This window comes from Silvania hatchlandensis (assembly GCF_025564065.1).
Classification (GTDB): domain Bacteria; phylum Pseudomonadota; class Gammaproteobacteria; order Enterobacterales; family Enterobacteriaceae; genus Enterobacter; species Enterobacter hatchlandensis.
On record NZ_JAMGZK010000047.1, the window covers coordinates 67,169 to 81,917 of the forward strand.

Genomic DNA, 14,749 nt, shown 5'->3' on the forward strand with positions numbered 1-14,749 from the left:
TACTTTCTGCTCTGCGTAATGATGCCAACTGACTATATTGGGCGCTTCGCGCCATCCCCTTCTGGCGAACTGCATTTTGGCTCGCTTATCGCCGCCCTCGGCAGCTATCTGCAGGCCCGAGCCCATCAGGGTATCTGGCGCGTGCGGATCGAAGATATTGACCCCCCTCGTGAAGTTCCCGGTGCGGCAGAGACTATCCTGCGTCAGTTGGAACATTACGGCCTTCAGTGGGACGGTGACGTGCTCTGGCAGTCGCAGCGCCATGACGCCTACCGTGAACGTCTGGCCTGGCTGCACGCCCAGGGACTCTCATATTACTGCACCTGCACCCGGTCACGCATTCAGAGCGTCGGCGGCGTCTACGACGGCCACTGCCGCACACTGCGCCACGGCCCGGAAAACGCGGCGGTGAGAGTGATGCAGCGCCATCCGGTGACCCACTTTGACGATCGTCTGCTGGGCGAGATCCACGCCGATGCGCGTCTGGCACGCGAAGATTTTATTATTCACCGCCGCGACGGGCTGTTTGCGTATAACCTGGCGGTGGTGGTGGACGATCATTTCCAGGGCATCAGCGAAATTGTGCGCGGTGCCGATCTGATTGAACCCACGGTGCGGCAAATTTCGTTGTACCAGCTGTTTGGCTGGCCGGTGCCGGACTATATTCATCTGCCGCTGGCGGTAAATGAAAAAGGGATGAAACTCTCGAAACAGAATCATGCCCCGGCATTGCCGACCGGCGATCCTCGCCCGGTGCTTATCAATGCTTTACAATTTCTAAACCAGGATGTAACAAATGAGTGGCAGGATCTGCGAACCGAGGAAATACTGGAAAAAGCGGTCGCCCAGTGGGCGCTAAATAACGTACCGAAAATCCAGCATTCTCAAATGCGTCTCGCTGAGCTATGATTAGCCGCTATTTTTTGTCCTGAATTCTGAAACACACACTACCGAGGTGTACTATTTTTACCCGAGTCGCTAATTTTTGCCGTAAGGTGCTGAGCCGCGATGAGAGCATGGCGGATGACGTCATTGTTCAAAACCCGATGTCGGTTATTCCGCGCGAGCAGCATGCTATTTCCCGCAAAGATATCAGTGAAAACGCCCTGAAGGTGCTCTATCGCCTGAATAAAGCCGGCTATGAGGCCTATCTCGTGGGTGGCGGGGTGCGTGATTTACTGCTGGGCCAAAAACCGAAAGATTTTGACGTGACCACCAGCGCCACGCCTGAGCAGGTGCGTAAATTATTCCGCAACTGCCGCCTGGTCGGTCGTCGCTTCCGTCTTGCTCACGTCATGTTTGGCCCCGAAATCATCGAAGTCGCAACCTTCCGTGGTCATCACGAAGGCAACCCGCCTGACCGTACCACCTCTCAGCAGGGTCAGAACGGCATGCTGCTGCGCGACAACATCTTTGGCTCTATCGAAGAAGATGCCCAGCGCCGCGATTTCACTATCAACAGCCTGTATTACAGCGTGGCTGACTTTACCGTTCGCGATTTCGTCGGTGGCGTGCCGGATCTGAAAGCGGGTTTAATCCGCCTGATCGGTACCCCGGAAACCCGCTACCGTGAAGATCCAGTGCGCATGCTGCGCGCCGTGCGCTTTGCCGCTAAGCTGGATATGCGTATCAGCGCAGAAACCGCCGAGCCGATCCCGCGCCTGGCGACGCTGATCAACGATGTGCCGCCGGCACGTCTGTTTGAAGAAGCGCTGAAGCTGCTGCAGGCGGGCTACGGTTTTGAAACCTACAAGCTCCTGCGCGAATATGGCCTGTTCCAGCCCTTGTTCCCGAGCATCACGCGTAACTTCACCGAACAGGGTGACAGCGCGATGGAGCGCATCATTGACCAGGTGCTGAAGAACACCGACAACCGCATTCATAACGATATGCGCGTTAACCCGGCGTTCCTCTTTGCCGCGATGTTCTGGTATCCGCTGCTGGAAATGGCGCAGAAAATTGCCCAGGAAAGCGGTCTGGCCTATCACGATGCCTTTGCGCTGGCGACCAACGACGTGCTGGATGAAGCCTGCCGCTCGCTGGCGATCCCGAAACGCATTACCACGCTGGTACGTGATATCTGGCAGCTTCAGCTGCGGATGTCCCGTCGTCAGGGCAAGCGTGCCTGGAAGTTAATGGAGCATCCAAAATTCCGTGCGGCTTACGATCTGATGGCCCTGCGCGCAGAAGCGGAAAGCGACCAGGAACTGCAGCGTCTGGTGCAGTGGTGGGGTGAGTTCCAGGTTTCTGCCCCGCCGGCGCAAAAAGACATGCTGACCGATCTGGATGAAGAGCCGACCCCGCGTCGCCGTCATCGTCGTCCACGCAAACGTGCTCCACGTCGTGAAGGCGCCGCATGACGTTAGCGTTTATCGCCATCGGCAGCAATCTGGCCTCTCCGCTGGAGCAGGTCAACGCTGCCGTACAGGCGATGGGCGACATCCCGCAGACCCGCGTTGTCGCTCTCTCCGCGTTCTATCGCACCCCCCCGCTCGGTCCGCAGGATCAGCCCGACTACCTCAACGCCGCCATTGCACTGGACACTATCCTCAGCGCCGACGCGCTGCTGGACCATACCCAGCGCATTGAGCTGCAGCAGGGCCGCGTTCGCAAGGCTGAACGCTGGGGACCGCGCACCCTGGATTTAGACATCATGCTGTTCGGTGATGAGGTGATCCACAGCGAGCGCCTGACGGTGCCGCATTACGACATGAAACGTCGCGGCTTTATGCTCTGGCCGCTGTTTGAAATCGCCCCCCAGCTCACCTTCCCCGATGGCGAAACGCTCAGTGCCGTTTTGCAGCAGCTTAACGCCGAAAAACCTGCCCGCTGGTAGTCTTTCCCCTCCACAATAAACCGCAAAACATTTGTGGTTTGCTGGTGACCTAAAATCATTGTTCCCCCGAATCTTACTGTTAAAATGCGCAAAGATTCGCTTTGGGCTATCAGGAAACAGTATGAAACCAACCTCCATCTCCACCTTGCAGAAATGCAAACAGGACAAGCAGCGCTTCGCTACCATTACCGCCTATGACTACAGCTTCGCCAAACTGTTTGCCGAAGAAGGGATTAACGTCATGCTGGTCGGCGACTCGTTAGGGATGACGGTCCAGGGACATGACTCCACTCTGCCAGTGACGGTAGAAGATATTGCTTATCACACCCGCGCGGTGCGTCGCGGTGCACCGGCCTGCCTGCTGCTCGCCGATCTGCCCTTTATGACCTACGCCACGCCGGAACAGGCCTTTGAAAACGCCGCTATCGTGATGCGCGCCGGAGCCAATATGGTCAAAGTGGAAGGCGGCGCCTGGCTTACCGATACGGTAAAAATGCTTACTGACCGCGCGGTTCCGGTCTGCGGCCATCTGGGATTAACCCCGCAGTCGGTCAATATCTTTGGCGGGTACAAAGTCCAGGGTCGCGGCGATGCGGGGCAAACCCTGTTTGAAGACGCGCTGGCCATCGAAGCCGCAGGCGCGCAGTTGCTGGTGCTGGAGTGCGTGCCGGTGGTGCTGGCGAAGCGCATCACCGAGGCGCTCTCCATTCCGGTGATCGGCATTGGCGCGGGCAACGTCACTGACGGCCAGATCCTGGTAATGCACGATGCGTTTGGCATTACCGGCGGTCATATTCCTAAATTTGCCAGGAATTTCCTCAGCGACGCAGGCGACATGCGCGGCGCGGTCAGGCAGTATATTGCCGATGTTGAGTCCGGCGTTTATCCGGGTGAAGAACACAGTTTCCAGTAAGGAGTCTTGTTGTGCTAATCATTGAAACTCTGCCGCTGCTGCGCCAGCATATCCGCCGTCTGCGCCAGGAAGGAAAACGTATCGCGCTGGTGCCGACCATGGGCAACCTGCACGACGGCCACATGAAGCTGGTCGAAGAGGCCAAAGCCCGTGCCGATGTGGTGGTGGTCAGCATTTTCGTTAACCCGATGCAGTTTGATCGTGCCGACGATCTGGCGCGCTACCCGCGCACCCTACAGGAAGATTGCGAGAAGCTGAAAAAGCATCACGTCGATTTTGTCTTCTCCCCGGCCCCGGCCGACATTTACCCGAAAGGCACTGAAGAGGCTACCTACGTTGACGTGCCGGGCATCTCCACCATGCTCGAAGGCGCCAGCCGTCCGGGTCATTTCCGCGGCGTTTCGACCATCGTCAGCAAGCTGTTTAACCTGGTTCAGCCTGATATCGCCTGCTTCGGCGAGAAAGATTTCCAGCAGCTGGCGTTAATTCGCAAAATGGTCGCCGACATGGGCTACGACATCGAGGTCGTGGGCGTGCCGATCGTGCGCGCCAAAGACGGCCTGGCGCTGAGCTCCCGCAATGGCTATCTCACCGCTGACCAGCGCAAAATTGCGCCGGGTTTAAGCAAAGTGATGAATAGTATGGCAGAACAGCTGGTGGCAAAGGCGTTAACGGCGGAAGAGATTATCGCCCTTGCTGAACAGGCGCTTAACGATAAAGGCCTGCGTGCGGATGACGTGCAAATCCGTGATGCCGACACGCTGCTTGAGTACACCGACGCCAGCAAACGTGCCGTAATCCTGGTGGCCGCATGGCTCGGTCAGGCGCGTCTCATCGATAACAAAGTGATTGACCTGGCGTAGTCCCCTTCCCTGGCCTCTCCTGCGGGAGGGGCTAATGCATGATGATTAAAGGTAAACGTAATGATTCGCAAAATGCTGCAAGGTAAGCTTCACCGTGTGAAAGTCACTCAGGCCGATCTGCACTATGAAGGTTCATGCGCGATCGATCAGGATTTTCTCGACGCGGCGGGTATTCTGGAAAACGAAGCCATTGATATCTGGAACGTGAATAATGGTAAGCGCTTCTCAACCTACGCCATCGCGGGTGAGCGCGGGTCAAAAATCATCTCCGTTAACGGCGCGGCGGCACACTGTGCCAGCGTGGGGGATATCGTGATTATCGCCAGCTTCGTAATGATGTCAGATGAAGAAGCACGCCGCTGGCAGCCAAAAGTGGCCTACTTTGAAGGTGACAATGAGATGAAACGTCTCGCAAAGGCGATCCCGGTCCAGGTTGCCTGATCCTTATCCTTGCGGCTGATTGCTGATCAGCCGCGACATCGCCTCTAAAGAGTCCGTTCTGAGAACGTACAGACGCTTCAGCAAGAACGGATTATCCCCCGGTTTCACCTTCCCTTTCACCGTCGTCACCGCCAGATGAAACCCAGCGTCGTTTGCCGCCTTCACCGCGTCATCGTCATATCCGCCAAAAGGATAGGAGAGATAGAGTACATGCGGGTTGAACTGGGACAATGCCCGGCGCGAATGTTTAAAGTCCATCACAATATTCGCGTAGCTGCGGCTCAGCAAAATGGGGTGTCTGGCATTGTCGACCCGATGTAGAAAATGGGTGTGCGACTGAACATCAAACACGTCCTGAATCCCTTTCAGCTCGGAAATGCTCATAAACTGCAGAGACCTCGGATTCCAGGCAAGCGGATGCGCTTTAATACGCGACGAGATAATAAATGCGGTGGCCTTAAAGCCATAGGCTTTTAGGATCGGGTACGCATAGCGGCTGACCGACTTCAGGCCGTCGTCAAAGGTGATCACCACCGCCCGCGCGGGCAGGTTCATCTTGTTACGCACGTAGCCTTCCAGCTGATACATCGTCAGGGTGGTGTAACCCTGATCGCGCAGCCAGGCCATCTGGTTGCTGAAGGCGCGCACGCTGGTGGTCGTGGAGGTATGACGGAAGCGGGTGTTCTCTTCATCACGCAGAATGTGGTGGTAGGTCAGCACCGGCAGGCCGTTGTCCTCCTGCGCATCGAGGCTGCTTACCCAGGCCAGCCGGTTGCCAATGCGGATCTGATACCAGGTCTGATTGAGCCTATCCTTGAGCTTGCTGAGGATCGGATAACGCAGGTTGTCAGCCAGAGTGCCAAAGGGGGCGCTGCCGCCATTCGGCGCAGTGTAGACCGGGGTGTCCTTCCAGGTGATCAAGTTCTGGTTGCTGAGCGACTTGTTGAGATCGCCGAGGCTGTCCTCGACGCGCTGTTTCCCCTGCACCTCTTCCAGATGGCCTTTATCGATAAAGCCGGTGCCAAAGCCGAAGCGAAACTCATAGTAGTCTGCATCGGTGGGTACCACGGCAATGATTTGACCAGCGCGGACATTGCCGACCGTCACAACCCGGTTGCCGACCTGGGCCCAGATTGCGGCACTTTCGGTGGTTTGCATATAGCGGGCCGGGAGCCCTTGTTGGCTTAACAGGCTGGCAGACGCGCCGCCGGAGACCAGCAGCAAAAGCAGGAGACAAATACGCGAGAACATAAGGAGTTATTCAGTACGGTGAACTGTCGCCATTGTAACAAAAGCGACAGCAATACCAATGTTTAATATTTCTACAGTGGATGGTGCAGGACGAAAGGCGGGTTTTTCTGCTGCTGATGCCACAGGCTGCTGACATCCGGTGCACCCCGGGCAACAATGGTATTGCGAAAGCCAACGCTGTCGGTCAGGTCGCGCAGCGGATACAAGCTCTCCAGCAGCGGATAGCTGATCCCGGAGATCACTTCGCAATTGTCATGCTTGTGACTGAGCAGCGCCGCCGCGCGATAAGGTGCGGCCCCGGCGATGTCGGTCAGAAAGATCACCCCATTGCCGCTGTCGGCCTGATGCTGGGCATCGCACATCATCCGGCTAAGCATATTGCAGCTGAGTCCGCGCCAGTAGTTCACCACCTGGCACTGTACCAGCGGCCCAAACCGGACGGCGAGTTGATCCGCCATCTTTTGCGCATGTTCATCATGGCACGTAATTACCCAACCCAGCATCGTCACCTCTCCTCAGAAGGGAGTAGTGTAACCGGTTGCGGGGGGGACAAGGCTGACAGTAGTCAATAAACGGCCCGGCGGGCGGAACGCCGCCGGGCCGGTGGATCAGGTGCGTAATCCGCGTCCGCGCTGGATCAGATACCAGCACAGCAGATAGAAACCGACGATAAAGACGGACAGCACGCCCACGGTGGTGAACAGCGGCACATCGCTGATCCCGAGGAAGCCAAAGCGGAAGCCGCTGATCATATAGACGATAGGGTTAAGATGCGACAGCGCCTGCCAGAACGGCGGCAGCAGCGTCAGGGAGTAGAACACCCCGCCCAGGTAGGTCAGCGGTGTCAGGACGAAGGTCGGTATCAGGCTGATATCGTCAAAGGTTTTGGCGAACACCGCATTCAGCAGACCGGCCAGCGAGAACAGCACCGCCGTCAGCAGCAGCGTCAGGCCGACAAACAGCCACGAGTGTACCTGGAACGGCACAAAGAACAGCGAAATCGCCGTCACCAGCACCCCCACACAGAGGCCGCGCGCCACCCCACCGCCGACGTAGCCGGCGATAATCACGTGCGTCGGCACCGGGGCCACCAGCAGCTCTTCAATGTTGCGCTGGAACTTGGCGCTAAAGAATGACGAGGCGACGTTGGCGTAGGCGTTGGTGATCACCGCCATCATGATCAGGCCCGGCACGATAAACTGCATGTAGCTGAAGCCGTGCATCTCGCCGATCCGCGAGCCAATCAGGTTGCCGAAGATAATGAAGTAGAGCGTCATGGTGATCACCGGCGGCACCAGGGTCTGGATCCAGATGCGCATAAAGCGGTTGATCTCTTTGGCCCAGATACTTTTCAGCGCCACCCAGTAAAGCTGCGTCATGCGCGATCTCCTTGTTTTTCATGGACCAGCGAGACGAACAGCTCTTCCAGTCGGTTAGCTTTGTTACGCATACTCAGGACCTGAATCCCCTGCTGGCTCAGCTGGCTGAACACGCTGTTGATCCCCTGCTCGCGCAGCACTTCCACTTCCAGCGTCGAGGTATCCACCAGTCGATACTGATAGCCTTCCAGCTTCGGCAGGGCGCTTTTGGCCGCCAGATCGAGAATAAAGGTTTCCGATTTCAGCTTGGAGAGCAGGTTTTTCATCGAGGTGTTTTCCACCAGCCCACCGTGCTGAATGATGCCGATGTTGCGACACAGCATCTCCGCCTCTTCGAGATAGTGGGTGGTGAGAATGATGGTGGTGCCTTTGTCGTTTAAATCCTTCAAAAAGCCCCACATTGAGCGGCGCAGTTCGATATCCACCCCAGCCGTAGGCTCATCGAGGATCAGCAGTTTTGGCTCATGCATCAGCGCGCGGGCGATCATCAAACGGCGCTTCATACCGCCGGACAACATACGCGCACGTTCGTTGCGTTTTTCCCACAGATCGAGCTGTTTCAGGTACTTTTCGCTGCGCTCAATCGCCTCTTTACGCTCCACGCCGTAGTAACCCGCCTGGTTAACCACAATCTGCTGCACGGTCTCAAACGGATTGAAGTTAAACTCCTGCGGTACCAGTCCCAGCTGGCGTTTGGCGTTGACTACATCCTTTTCCAGATCGTAGCCAAACACGCTCACCCGACCGGAGGATTTATTCACCAGCGAGCTGATAATGCCGATGGTGGTGGATTTTCCTGCCCCGTTAGGCCCCAGAAGCGCATAAAAATCACCGGCTTCGACTTTAAGATCTATCCCGCGCAGGGCCTTAACGCCCCCCGGATAGGTTTTTGTAAGCTGCTCGAGCTCCAGTGCAATTGTCATGAAGTAGACTTACCCATTGTTCTGACACGCGATGTGTTGGTTTAAAAAAAAATCGAGTTGCCCTATATTAGCGCAACGCACTCACTCGGTTACAGGTCGTTACCCCTCCATGAATGACATAGATACACTCATCAGCAATAACGCACTATGGTCAAAGATGCTGCTGGAAGAAGATTCCGGATTTTTTGAGAAACTGGCTCTGGCGCAGAAACCACGCTTTCTATGGATTGGATGCTCCGACAGCCGCGTACCTGCTGAACGTCTGACGGGCCTCGAACCTGGCGAACTGTTTGTACACCGTAACGTTGCCAACCTGGTTATTCACACCGACCTGAACTGCCTGTCTGTGGTTCAGTATGCGGTGGATGTGCTGGAAGTCGAACACATCATTATCTGCGGCCACTACGGCTGCGGTGGTGTACAGGCGGCGGTTGAGAATCCGGAACTGGGTCTGATCGACAACTGGCTGCTGCACATCCGTGATATCTGGTTCAAACATAGCTCACTGCTGGGCGCGATGCCGCAGGAACGTCGTCTGGATACCCTGTGTGAACTGAACGTGATGGAGCAGGTGTACAACCTCGGCCACTCCACCATTATGCAGTCCGCCTGGAAGCGCGGACAGAAAGTGACCATTCACGGTCTGGCTTACGGCATTCACGACGGCCTGCTGCGCGACCTGGAAGTGACCGCCACCAACCGCGAAACGCTGGAGCAGCGTTACCGTCAGGGTGTGTCTAACCTGATGCAGAAACACGTCAACCACAAGTAAACAAAAGCCGGGATACCCCGGCGTTCTCTTTTACTCGTCCAGCAGCACGACTTTGCCGACGTACGGCAGATGGCGATAGCGCTGTGCATAGTCGATGCCATAGCCCACCACGAACTCGTCCGGTATCGAGAATCCGACAAACTCAACCGGCACGTTCACTTCGCGGCGGGTCGGTTTATCCAGCAGGGTACAAATCGCCAGCGATTTTGGTCCACGCAGGCTCAGGATTTCGCGCACTTTAGACAAGGTGTTACCGGAGTCGATGATGTCTTCGACGATTAACACGTCTTTGCCGCGAATATCTTCATCCAGATCTTTGAGAATTTTCACATCACGGGTGGTCGACATACCGCTGCCGTAGCTGGAGGCGGTCATAAAATCGACTTCATGGGACACCTGCACTTCACGGCACAGATCGGCCATAAACATGAAGGAACCGCGTAACAGACCCACCAGCACCATCTCGCTGCCGCTGTCTTTATAGTGTTCGGTAATTTGACGACCGAGTTCTTCGATACGCGCTTTGATCTCCGCTTCCGGGATCATCACTTCAACAGTATGTTTCATTTTACTAACCGTATGATTTTAGAACAAATATCTCAATGCCGAAAATTCAGCGTCCGACATCGCTGCATAAGCCGTGAAGTATACCAGCAAATAGATTCTCCTGGCGCATGAGTTCACAAAAGCCAGATTTGTGATTCCGATCACACTTGTTAAGACCTATACTTAATTGCTACTAAAAAATTAATGAAACTTAAAGAGTGTCTTTATGGCGGAAACAAAAAAACAACATTCACGACTCCTCGTGGTGTTAACAGCGCTGTTCGCAGCTTTTTGCGGACTGTATTTACTCATCGGCGGAGCCTGGCTTGTCGCCATTGGCGGCTCCTGGTATTACCCGGTTGCTGGCCTGGTGATGCTCGGCGTCACCGTTCTGTTATGGCGCAGTAAACAATCGGCCCTGTGGCTCTATGCCGTCCTGCTGCTGGCCACCATGATCTGGGGCGTGTGGGAAGTCGGCTTCGACTTCTGGGCGCTAACCCCGCGCAGCGATATCCTCGTCTTCTTCGGCATCTGGCTAATCCTGCCATTTGTCTGGCGTCGGCTGATGGTGCCTTCCAGCGGTGCTGTGACGGCGCTGGTGGTGGCGTTACTGATCACCGGCGGGATGCTGACCTGGGCGGGCTTTAACGATCCGCAGGAAGTGAAAGGCACGTTGAATGCCGACTCCACGCCTGCGGCGGCGATTTCTGAGGTGGCCGATGCCGACTGGCCTGCCTACGGTCGTAATCAGGAAGGTCAACGCTACTCCCCGCTGAAGCAGATTAATGCCGATAACGTGCACAATCTGAAAGAAGCCTGGGTGTTCCGCACCGGCGACCTGAAGCAGCCTAACGATCCGGGTGAACTGACCAACGAAGTGACCCCCATCAAAGTGGGCAACATGCTCTATCTCTGTACCGCCCACCAGCGTCTGTTCGCTCTGGATGCGGCGACCGGGAAAGAGAAATGGCACTACGATCCGCAGCTGAATACCAATACCTCGTTCCAGCACGTGACCTGCCGTGGCGTCTCTTACCACGAAGCGCGTGCCGATAACGCCAGCCCTGAGGTGATTGCCGATTGTCCACGCCGCATCATGCTGCCGGTGAACGACGGTCGACTGATTGCCCTTAATGCCGAAACCGGCAAGCTATGCGAAACCTTCGCCAACAAAGGCGTTCTGAATCTGCAGACCAACATGCCGGATACCACCCCGGGTCTGTATGAGCCGACCTCGCCGCCGATCATCACCGATAAAACCATCGTGATTGCCGGTTCGGTTACCGATAACTTCTCGACCCGCGAAACCTCCGGCGTGATCCGCGGTTTTGACGTGAATACCGGTAAACTGCTGTGGGCCTTCGATCCTGGCGCGAAAGATCCTAACGCCATTCCGTCGGACGAGCACACCTTCACCTTTAACTCGCCAAACTCCTGGGCACCAGCCGCCTATGATGCGAAGCTGGACCTGGTCTATCTGCCGATGGGCGTGACCACGCCGGATATCTGGGGCGGTAACCGCACGCCAGAGCAGGAGCGTTATGCCAGCTCCGTACTGGCGCTGAACGCGACCACCGGGAAACTGGCCTGGAGCTATCAGACCGTTCACCACGATCTGTGGGATATGGATATGCCGTCCCAGCCAACGCTGGCGGACATTACCGTAAACGGTAAAACGGTTCCGGTGGTGTATGCCCCGGCGAAAACCGGCAACATCTTTGTGCTGGACCGTCGTACCGGCGAGCTGGTGGTCCCTGCCCCGGAAAAACCGGTACCGCAGGGTGCGGCGAAAGGCGACTACGTCACCAAAACCCAGCCGTTCTCGGACCTGAGCTTCCGTCCGAAGAAAGATCTGACCGGGGCGGACATGTGGGGCGCCACCATGTTCGACCAGCTGGTGTGCCGCGTGATGTTCCATCAGCTGCGCTATGACGGCATCTTCACCCCGCCGTCCGAGCAGGGCACGCTGGTGTTCCCGGGGAACCTGGGGATGTTCGAATGGGGCGGTATCTCTGTCGATCCAAACCGTCAGGTGGCAATTGCCAACCCAATGGCGCTGCCATTTGTCTCGAAGCTGATCCCACGCGGCCCGGGCAACCCGATGGAACAACCGAAAGACGCTAAAGGCAGCGGGACCGAAGCCGGTATCCAGCCGCAGTACGGCGTACCCTTTGGCGTGACGCTGAACCCGTTCCTGTCACCGTTTGGCCTGCCGTGTAAACAGCCTGCCTGGGGTTATATTTCCGCGCTGGATCTGAAAACCAATCAGGTGGTATGGAAAAAACGTATTGGTACCCCACAGGACAGCATGCCGTTCCCGATGCCGATCCCGGTGCCGTTCAACATGGGTATGCCGATGCTGGGTGGGCCAATTTCCACCGCCGGTAACGTGCTGTTCATTGGTGCAACCGCCGATAACTATCTGCGCGCGTACAACATGAGCAACGGCGAGAAGCTGTGGCAGGGCCGTCTGCCTGCCGGTGGCCAGGCCACGCCGATGACCTATGAAGCCAATGGCAAGCAGTTCGTGGTTATCTCAGCGGGCGGTCATGGTTCGTTTGGCACGAAGATGGGCGACTATATTGTCGCGTATGCGTTGCCGGATGATGTGAAGTAAAAAAAGCCGGGTGGCGGCTTCGCCTTACCCGACCTACGTTTCGTATTTTGTAGGCCCGGTAAGCGTAGCGCCACCGGGCTTTTTTTTACACCGTAAACCCGAGCATCATCCCCGTATCTTCATGCTCCAGCAGATGGCAGTGCGCCATATAGGCAAACTCCTTCGGCGCGTCATGCTCGAACTTCACCAGCACTTCGCTGACCCCACCTTCCACCCGCACCGTATCTTTCCATCCCGAACGATGGGCCGCTGGCGCCTGGCCGTTCTCGGACAGAATGCGGAACTGCGTGCCGTGAATGTGGAACGGATGAAGCATCATGTCGCCCTCGCCTGAAATCACCCAGCGCTCGTACTGCCCTTTTTGCGCCGCAAACATCGGCGTGTTCATATCGAAGGCCTGACCGTTGATGCGGTTGGCGTTGTGGAAATCAAACCCTTTCCCGCCGCCGTGATTCATATGGCCCATGCCGCCCATCTTGCTGTGGTCCATGTTCATATGCCCCATCGACTGCCCGTGGTGCATGCCCGCCATCGCCTGGTCGCCATATTTGTTCATCAGCGCCTGCATGCCCATCATGTCGAGCATCGGGTCCATCGACAGCTGGAGTTTGCGCTGAGTTAATCCGTCGAGGGACGGCAGCGCAGGCACCGCGGCAAGGGTATCCGGCAGCGTGCCCGATGCCGTCACCAGCAGCGGCTGAATACGCAGCACCGGCTGCGGCTTATCGAATGGCGCCACGGCCATCCCCATCTGGCTGACCGGCAGGGTGATCAGGTCAAACGGCTTGCCGTCACTGATATCCACCAGCACGTCAAAGCGCTCGCCCATCAGCATCGGCAGCTCGGTTACGTTGACCGGTTCGGCCAGCAGGCCGCCGTCGCTGGCGACCACATACAGCGGGCGCTTATCGCTGGCAGCAAAGTTGAGCGACCGGGCGTTACAGCCATTGAGCAGGCGCAAGCGCAGCCAGCCCTTTGGCGCGTTATGCTGCGGATAAAGGGCACCGTTGGTCAGCAGCGTGTCGCCAAACCAGCCGACGGCGGCGGTCATCACATCCAGTTGATAATCGATCTGCCCGTCAGCGGTAAATTTTTTGTCCTGCACGATCACCGGGACATCGTCGATCCCCCACTGCTTTGGAAGGCGCAGCAGGCGGCTTTCATCATCTTCAATCAGTACCAGACCGGCCAGCCCCATCGCCACCTGACGCCCGGTTTTACCGTGCTGATGCGGGTGGAACCAGCAGGTCGCCGCCCGCTGGTCCGGAGTAAAGGTGACGCTGCGCTTGCCGCCAGGTGTAATCACGCCGTGCGGTCCACCGTCCACTTCCCCCGGCACTTCGAGTCCGTGCCAGTGCAGAGTCGTCTCTTCATCGAGGGTATTGTGGATATTCACGGTCAGCGCTTGTCCTTTGCGCAGCGAGATCGCCGGGCCCAGCAGATTGCCGTTATATCCCCAGGTGGTGGCGTTGTGCGGGCCAAAGGCGGTTTTCCCGGCCTGCACCACCAGCTGAACCTGATTGCGCGCATCGGGGGTGAGTAAATTCGGGATCGGCAAAACGGGCCGCTCGGCCGCAAAAGCAGCGCGGCTCCAGAGCGGGAGGGCGCTGGCCACGCCCAGCGCGGCAGAATATTTCAAAAAATCACGACGTTGCATGTTCATTTCCTTATTTCCAGCAGGCGATCCTGTCAGCATAAACCCTCCCCCAACCGGAAGGTCAAGATAAGCCGAAACAATAAAGATCGTCGCTCCGTCACCAGGTGTGCTAACGTTGAATTTCCGCAACGTATTGGTAGAGGCAATGAAGACGTTTTTTCGAACAATTCTGTTCACCACCCTGATGATTAGTGGCGCCAACAGCTATGCGCTCAGTGAAAATGAAGCCGAAGACATGGCTGATCTGACGGCTGTGTTTGTTTTTCTGAAAAACGATTGCGGATACCAGAATTTACCCAACGGGCAGATTCGTCGTGCGCTGGTCTTTTTTGCCCAGCAGAACCAGTGGGATCTGAGCAACTACGACAGTTTTGACATGAAGGCGCTCGGTGAAGACAGCTATCGTGATCTCAGCGGGATCGGCATCCCTACCGCCAAAAAATGCAAATCGCTGGCGCGCGACTCCCTGAGCCTCCTCGCCTACGTGAAATAACCTTTCCGACGCCTCTTTGTGAACGCTATGGCCGTGCAACCACGGTCATTGTTAGCTA

At 56.8% G+C, this 14,749-nt stretch carries 15 protein-coding genes; 9 read left to right on the plus strand and 6 right to left on the minus strand.

What is annotated here, in order from left to right; all coding sequences use genetic code 11:
• The first annotated feature begins 18 nt into the window (after positions 1 to 18).
• From gluQRS to panD, 6 genes are all read left to right on the plus strand, one after another.
• Positions 19 to 909, plus strand: a complete 891-nt coding sequence (gluQRS, locus tag M8014_RS10450) for a tRNA glutamyl-Q(34) synthetase GluQRS (protein ID WP_271282405.1) — start codon at positions 19 to 21, stop codon at positions 907 to 909.
• 53 nt (positions 910 to 962) lie between these two features.
• Entirely contained in the window at positions 963 to 2,360 is a 1,398-nt protein-coding gene (pcnB, locus tag M8014_RS10455; protein ID WP_271282512.1) for a polynucleotide adenylyltransferase PcnB, read from the plus strand.
• On the plus strand, positions 2,357 to 2,836 hold the full coding sequence (folK, locus tag M8014_RS10460) for a 2-amino-4-hydroxy-6-hydroxymethyldihydropteridine diphosphokinase (RefSeq protein ID WP_271282406.1): 480 nt from the start codon (positions 2,357 to 2,359) through the stop codon (positions 2,834 to 2,836). Before pcnB ends, folK begins: the two co-directional genes overlap by 4 nt.
• A 121-nt stretch (positions 2,837 to 2,957) precedes the next feature.
• Complete coding sequence (gene panB / locus M8014_RS10465; RefSeq protein WP_271282407.1) at positions 2,958 to 3,749, plus strand: 3-methyl-2-oxobutanoate hydroxymethyltransferase; 792 nt, start codon at positions 2,958 to 2,960, stop codon at positions 3,747 to 3,749.
• An 11-nt stretch (positions 3,750 to 3,760) separates the two neighbouring features.
• Positions 3,761 to 4,612: a pantoate--beta-alanine ligase gene (gene panC / locus M8014_RS10470; protein WP_271282408.1), complete on the plus strand. Its 852-nt coding sequence runs from the start codon at positions 3,761 to 3,763 to the stop codon at positions 4,610 to 4,612.
• A 60-nt stretch (positions 4,613 to 4,672) separates the two neighbouring features.
• Complete coding sequence (panD, locus tag M8014_RS10475; protein WP_271282409.1) at positions 4,673 to 5,053, plus strand: aspartate 1-decarboxylase; 381 nt, start codon at positions 4,673 to 4,675, stop codon at positions 5,051 to 5,053.
• 3 nt (positions 5,054 to 5,056) lie between these two features.
• Here the strand turns inward: panD and M8014_RS10480 are convergent, their stop codons facing one another.
• The 4 genes from M8014_RS10480 to M8014_RS10495 form a co-directional block, all read right to left on the minus strand.
• Positions 5,057 to 6,304, minus strand: coding sequence for a polysaccharide deacetylase family protein (locus M8014_RS10480; RefSeq protein ID WP_271282410.1), 1,248 nt, complete (start codon positions 6,302 to 6,304; stop codon positions 5,057 to 5,059).
• Positions 6,305 to 6,375: 71 nt separating this feature from the next.
• Entirely contained in the window at positions 6,376 to 6,807 is a 432-nt protein-coding gene (locus M8014_RS10485; protein ID WP_271282411.1) for a PTS sugar transporter subunit IIA, read from the minus strand.
• A 105-nt stretch (positions 6,808 to 6,912) separates the two neighbouring features.
• Complete coding sequence (locus M8014_RS10490; RefSeq protein ID WP_271282412.1) at positions 6,913 to 7,683, minus strand: ABC transporter permease; 771 nt, start codon at positions 7,681 to 7,683, stop codon at positions 6,913 to 6,915.
• A complete protein-coding gene (locus tag M8014_RS10495) occupies positions 7,680 to 8,606 on the minus strand; it encodes an ABC transporter ATP-binding protein (RefSeq protein ID WP_271282413.1) in 927 nt (308 codons plus the stop codon). The genes M8014_RS10490 and M8014_RS10495 overlap by 4 nt, the downstream gene beginning before the upstream one ends.
• Before the next feature lie 109 nt (positions 8,607 to 8,715).
• On the opposite strand from M8014_RS10495, the gene can reads away from it, so the two are divergent.
• Positions 8,716 to 9,378, plus strand: a complete 663-nt coding sequence (can, locus tag M8014_RS10500; RefSeq protein ID WP_271282414.1) for a carbonate dehydratase — start codon at positions 8,716 to 8,718, stop codon at positions 9,376 to 9,378.
• Between the two features lie 30 nt (positions 9,379 to 9,408).
• On the opposite strand, the gene hpt is transcribed toward can, so the two are convergent.
• Positions 9,409 to 9,945: a hypoxanthine phosphoribosyltransferase gene (gene hpt, locus M8014_RS10505; protein ID WP_271282415.1), complete on the minus strand. Its 537-nt coding sequence runs from the start codon at positions 9,943 to 9,945 to the stop codon at positions 9,409 to 9,411.
• 205 nt (positions 9,946 to 10,150) lie between these two features.
• Between hpt and M8014_RS10510 the strand changes: the two genes are divergently transcribed.
• The gene (locus tag M8014_RS10510; RefSeq protein ID WP_271282416.1) at positions 10,151 to 12,541 is read left to right on the plus strand and encodes a glucose/quinate/shikimate family membrane-bound PQQ-dependent dehydrogenase; all 2,391 of its coding nucleotides are present in this window, start codon (positions 10,151 to 10,153) and stop codon (positions 12,539 to 12,541) included.
• Positions 12,542 to 12,626: 85 nt separating this feature from the next.
• Here the strand turns inward: M8014_RS10510 and cueO are convergent, their stop codons facing one another.
• A complete protein-coding gene (gene cueO / locus M8014_RS10515) occupies positions 12,627 to 14,198 on the minus strand; it encodes a multicopper oxidase CueO (protein ID WP_271282417.1) in 1,572 nt (523 codons plus the stop codon).
• Between the two features lie 145 nt (positions 14,199 to 14,343).
• On the opposite strand from cueO, the gene M8014_RS10520 reads away from it, so the two are divergent.
• Complete coding sequence (locus tag M8014_RS10520) at positions 14,344 to 14,691, plus strand: YacC family pilotin-like protein (protein ID WP_271282418.1); 348 nt, start codon at positions 14,344 to 14,346, stop codon at positions 14,689 to 14,691.
• Positions 14,692 to 14,749 lie beyond the last annotated feature (58 nt).

Coding starts and splice junctions, on each gene's coding strand:
- gluQRS (WP_271282405.1), top strand. CDS start 19: ATGATGCCAACTGACTATATTGGGCGCTTCGCGCCATCCCCTTCTGGC.
- folK (WP_271282406.1), top strand. CDS start 2,357: ATGACGTTAGCGTTTATCGCCATCGGCAGCAATCTGGCCTCTCCGCTG.
- panB (WP_271282407.1), top strand. CDS start 2,958: ATGAAACCAACCTCCATCTCCACCTTGCAGAAATGCAAACAGGACAAG.
- panD (WP_271282409.1), top strand. CDS start 4,673: ATGATTCGCAAAATGCTGCAAGGTAAGCTTCACCGTGTGAAAGTCACT.
- M8014_RS10480 (WP_271282410.1), bottom strand. CDS start 6,304: ATGTTCTCGCGTATTTGTCTCCTGCTTTTGCTGCTGGTCTCCGGCGGC.
- M8014_RS10485 (WP_271282411.1), bottom strand. CDS start 6,807: ATGCTGGGTTGGGTAATTACGTGCCATGATGAACATGCGCAAAAGATG.
- M8014_RS10490 (WP_271282412.1), bottom strand. CDS start 7,683: ATGACGCAGCTTTACTGGGTGGCGCTGAAAAGTATCTGGGCCAAAGAG.
- M8014_RS10495 (WP_271282413.1), bottom strand. CDS start 8,606: ATGACAATTGCACTGGAGCTCGAGCAGCTTACAAAAACCTATCCGGGG.
- can (WP_271282414.1), top strand. CDS start 8,716: ATGAATGACATAGATACACTCATCAGCAATAACGCACTATGGTCAAAG.
- hpt (WP_271282415.1), bottom strand. CDS start 9,945: ATGAAACATACTGTTGAAGTGATGATCCCGGAAGCGGAGATCAAAGCG.
- M8014_RS10510 (WP_271282416.1), top strand. CDS start 10,151: ATGGCGGAAACAAAAAAACAACATTCACGACTCCTCGTGGTGTTAACA.
- cueO (WP_271282417.1), bottom strand. CDS start 14,198: ATGCAACGTCGTGATTTTTTGAAATATTCTGCCGCGCTGGGCGTGGCC.
- M8014_RS10520 (WP_271282418.1), top strand. CDS start 14,344: ATGAAGACGTTTTTTCGAACAATTCTGTTCACCACCCTGATGATTAGT.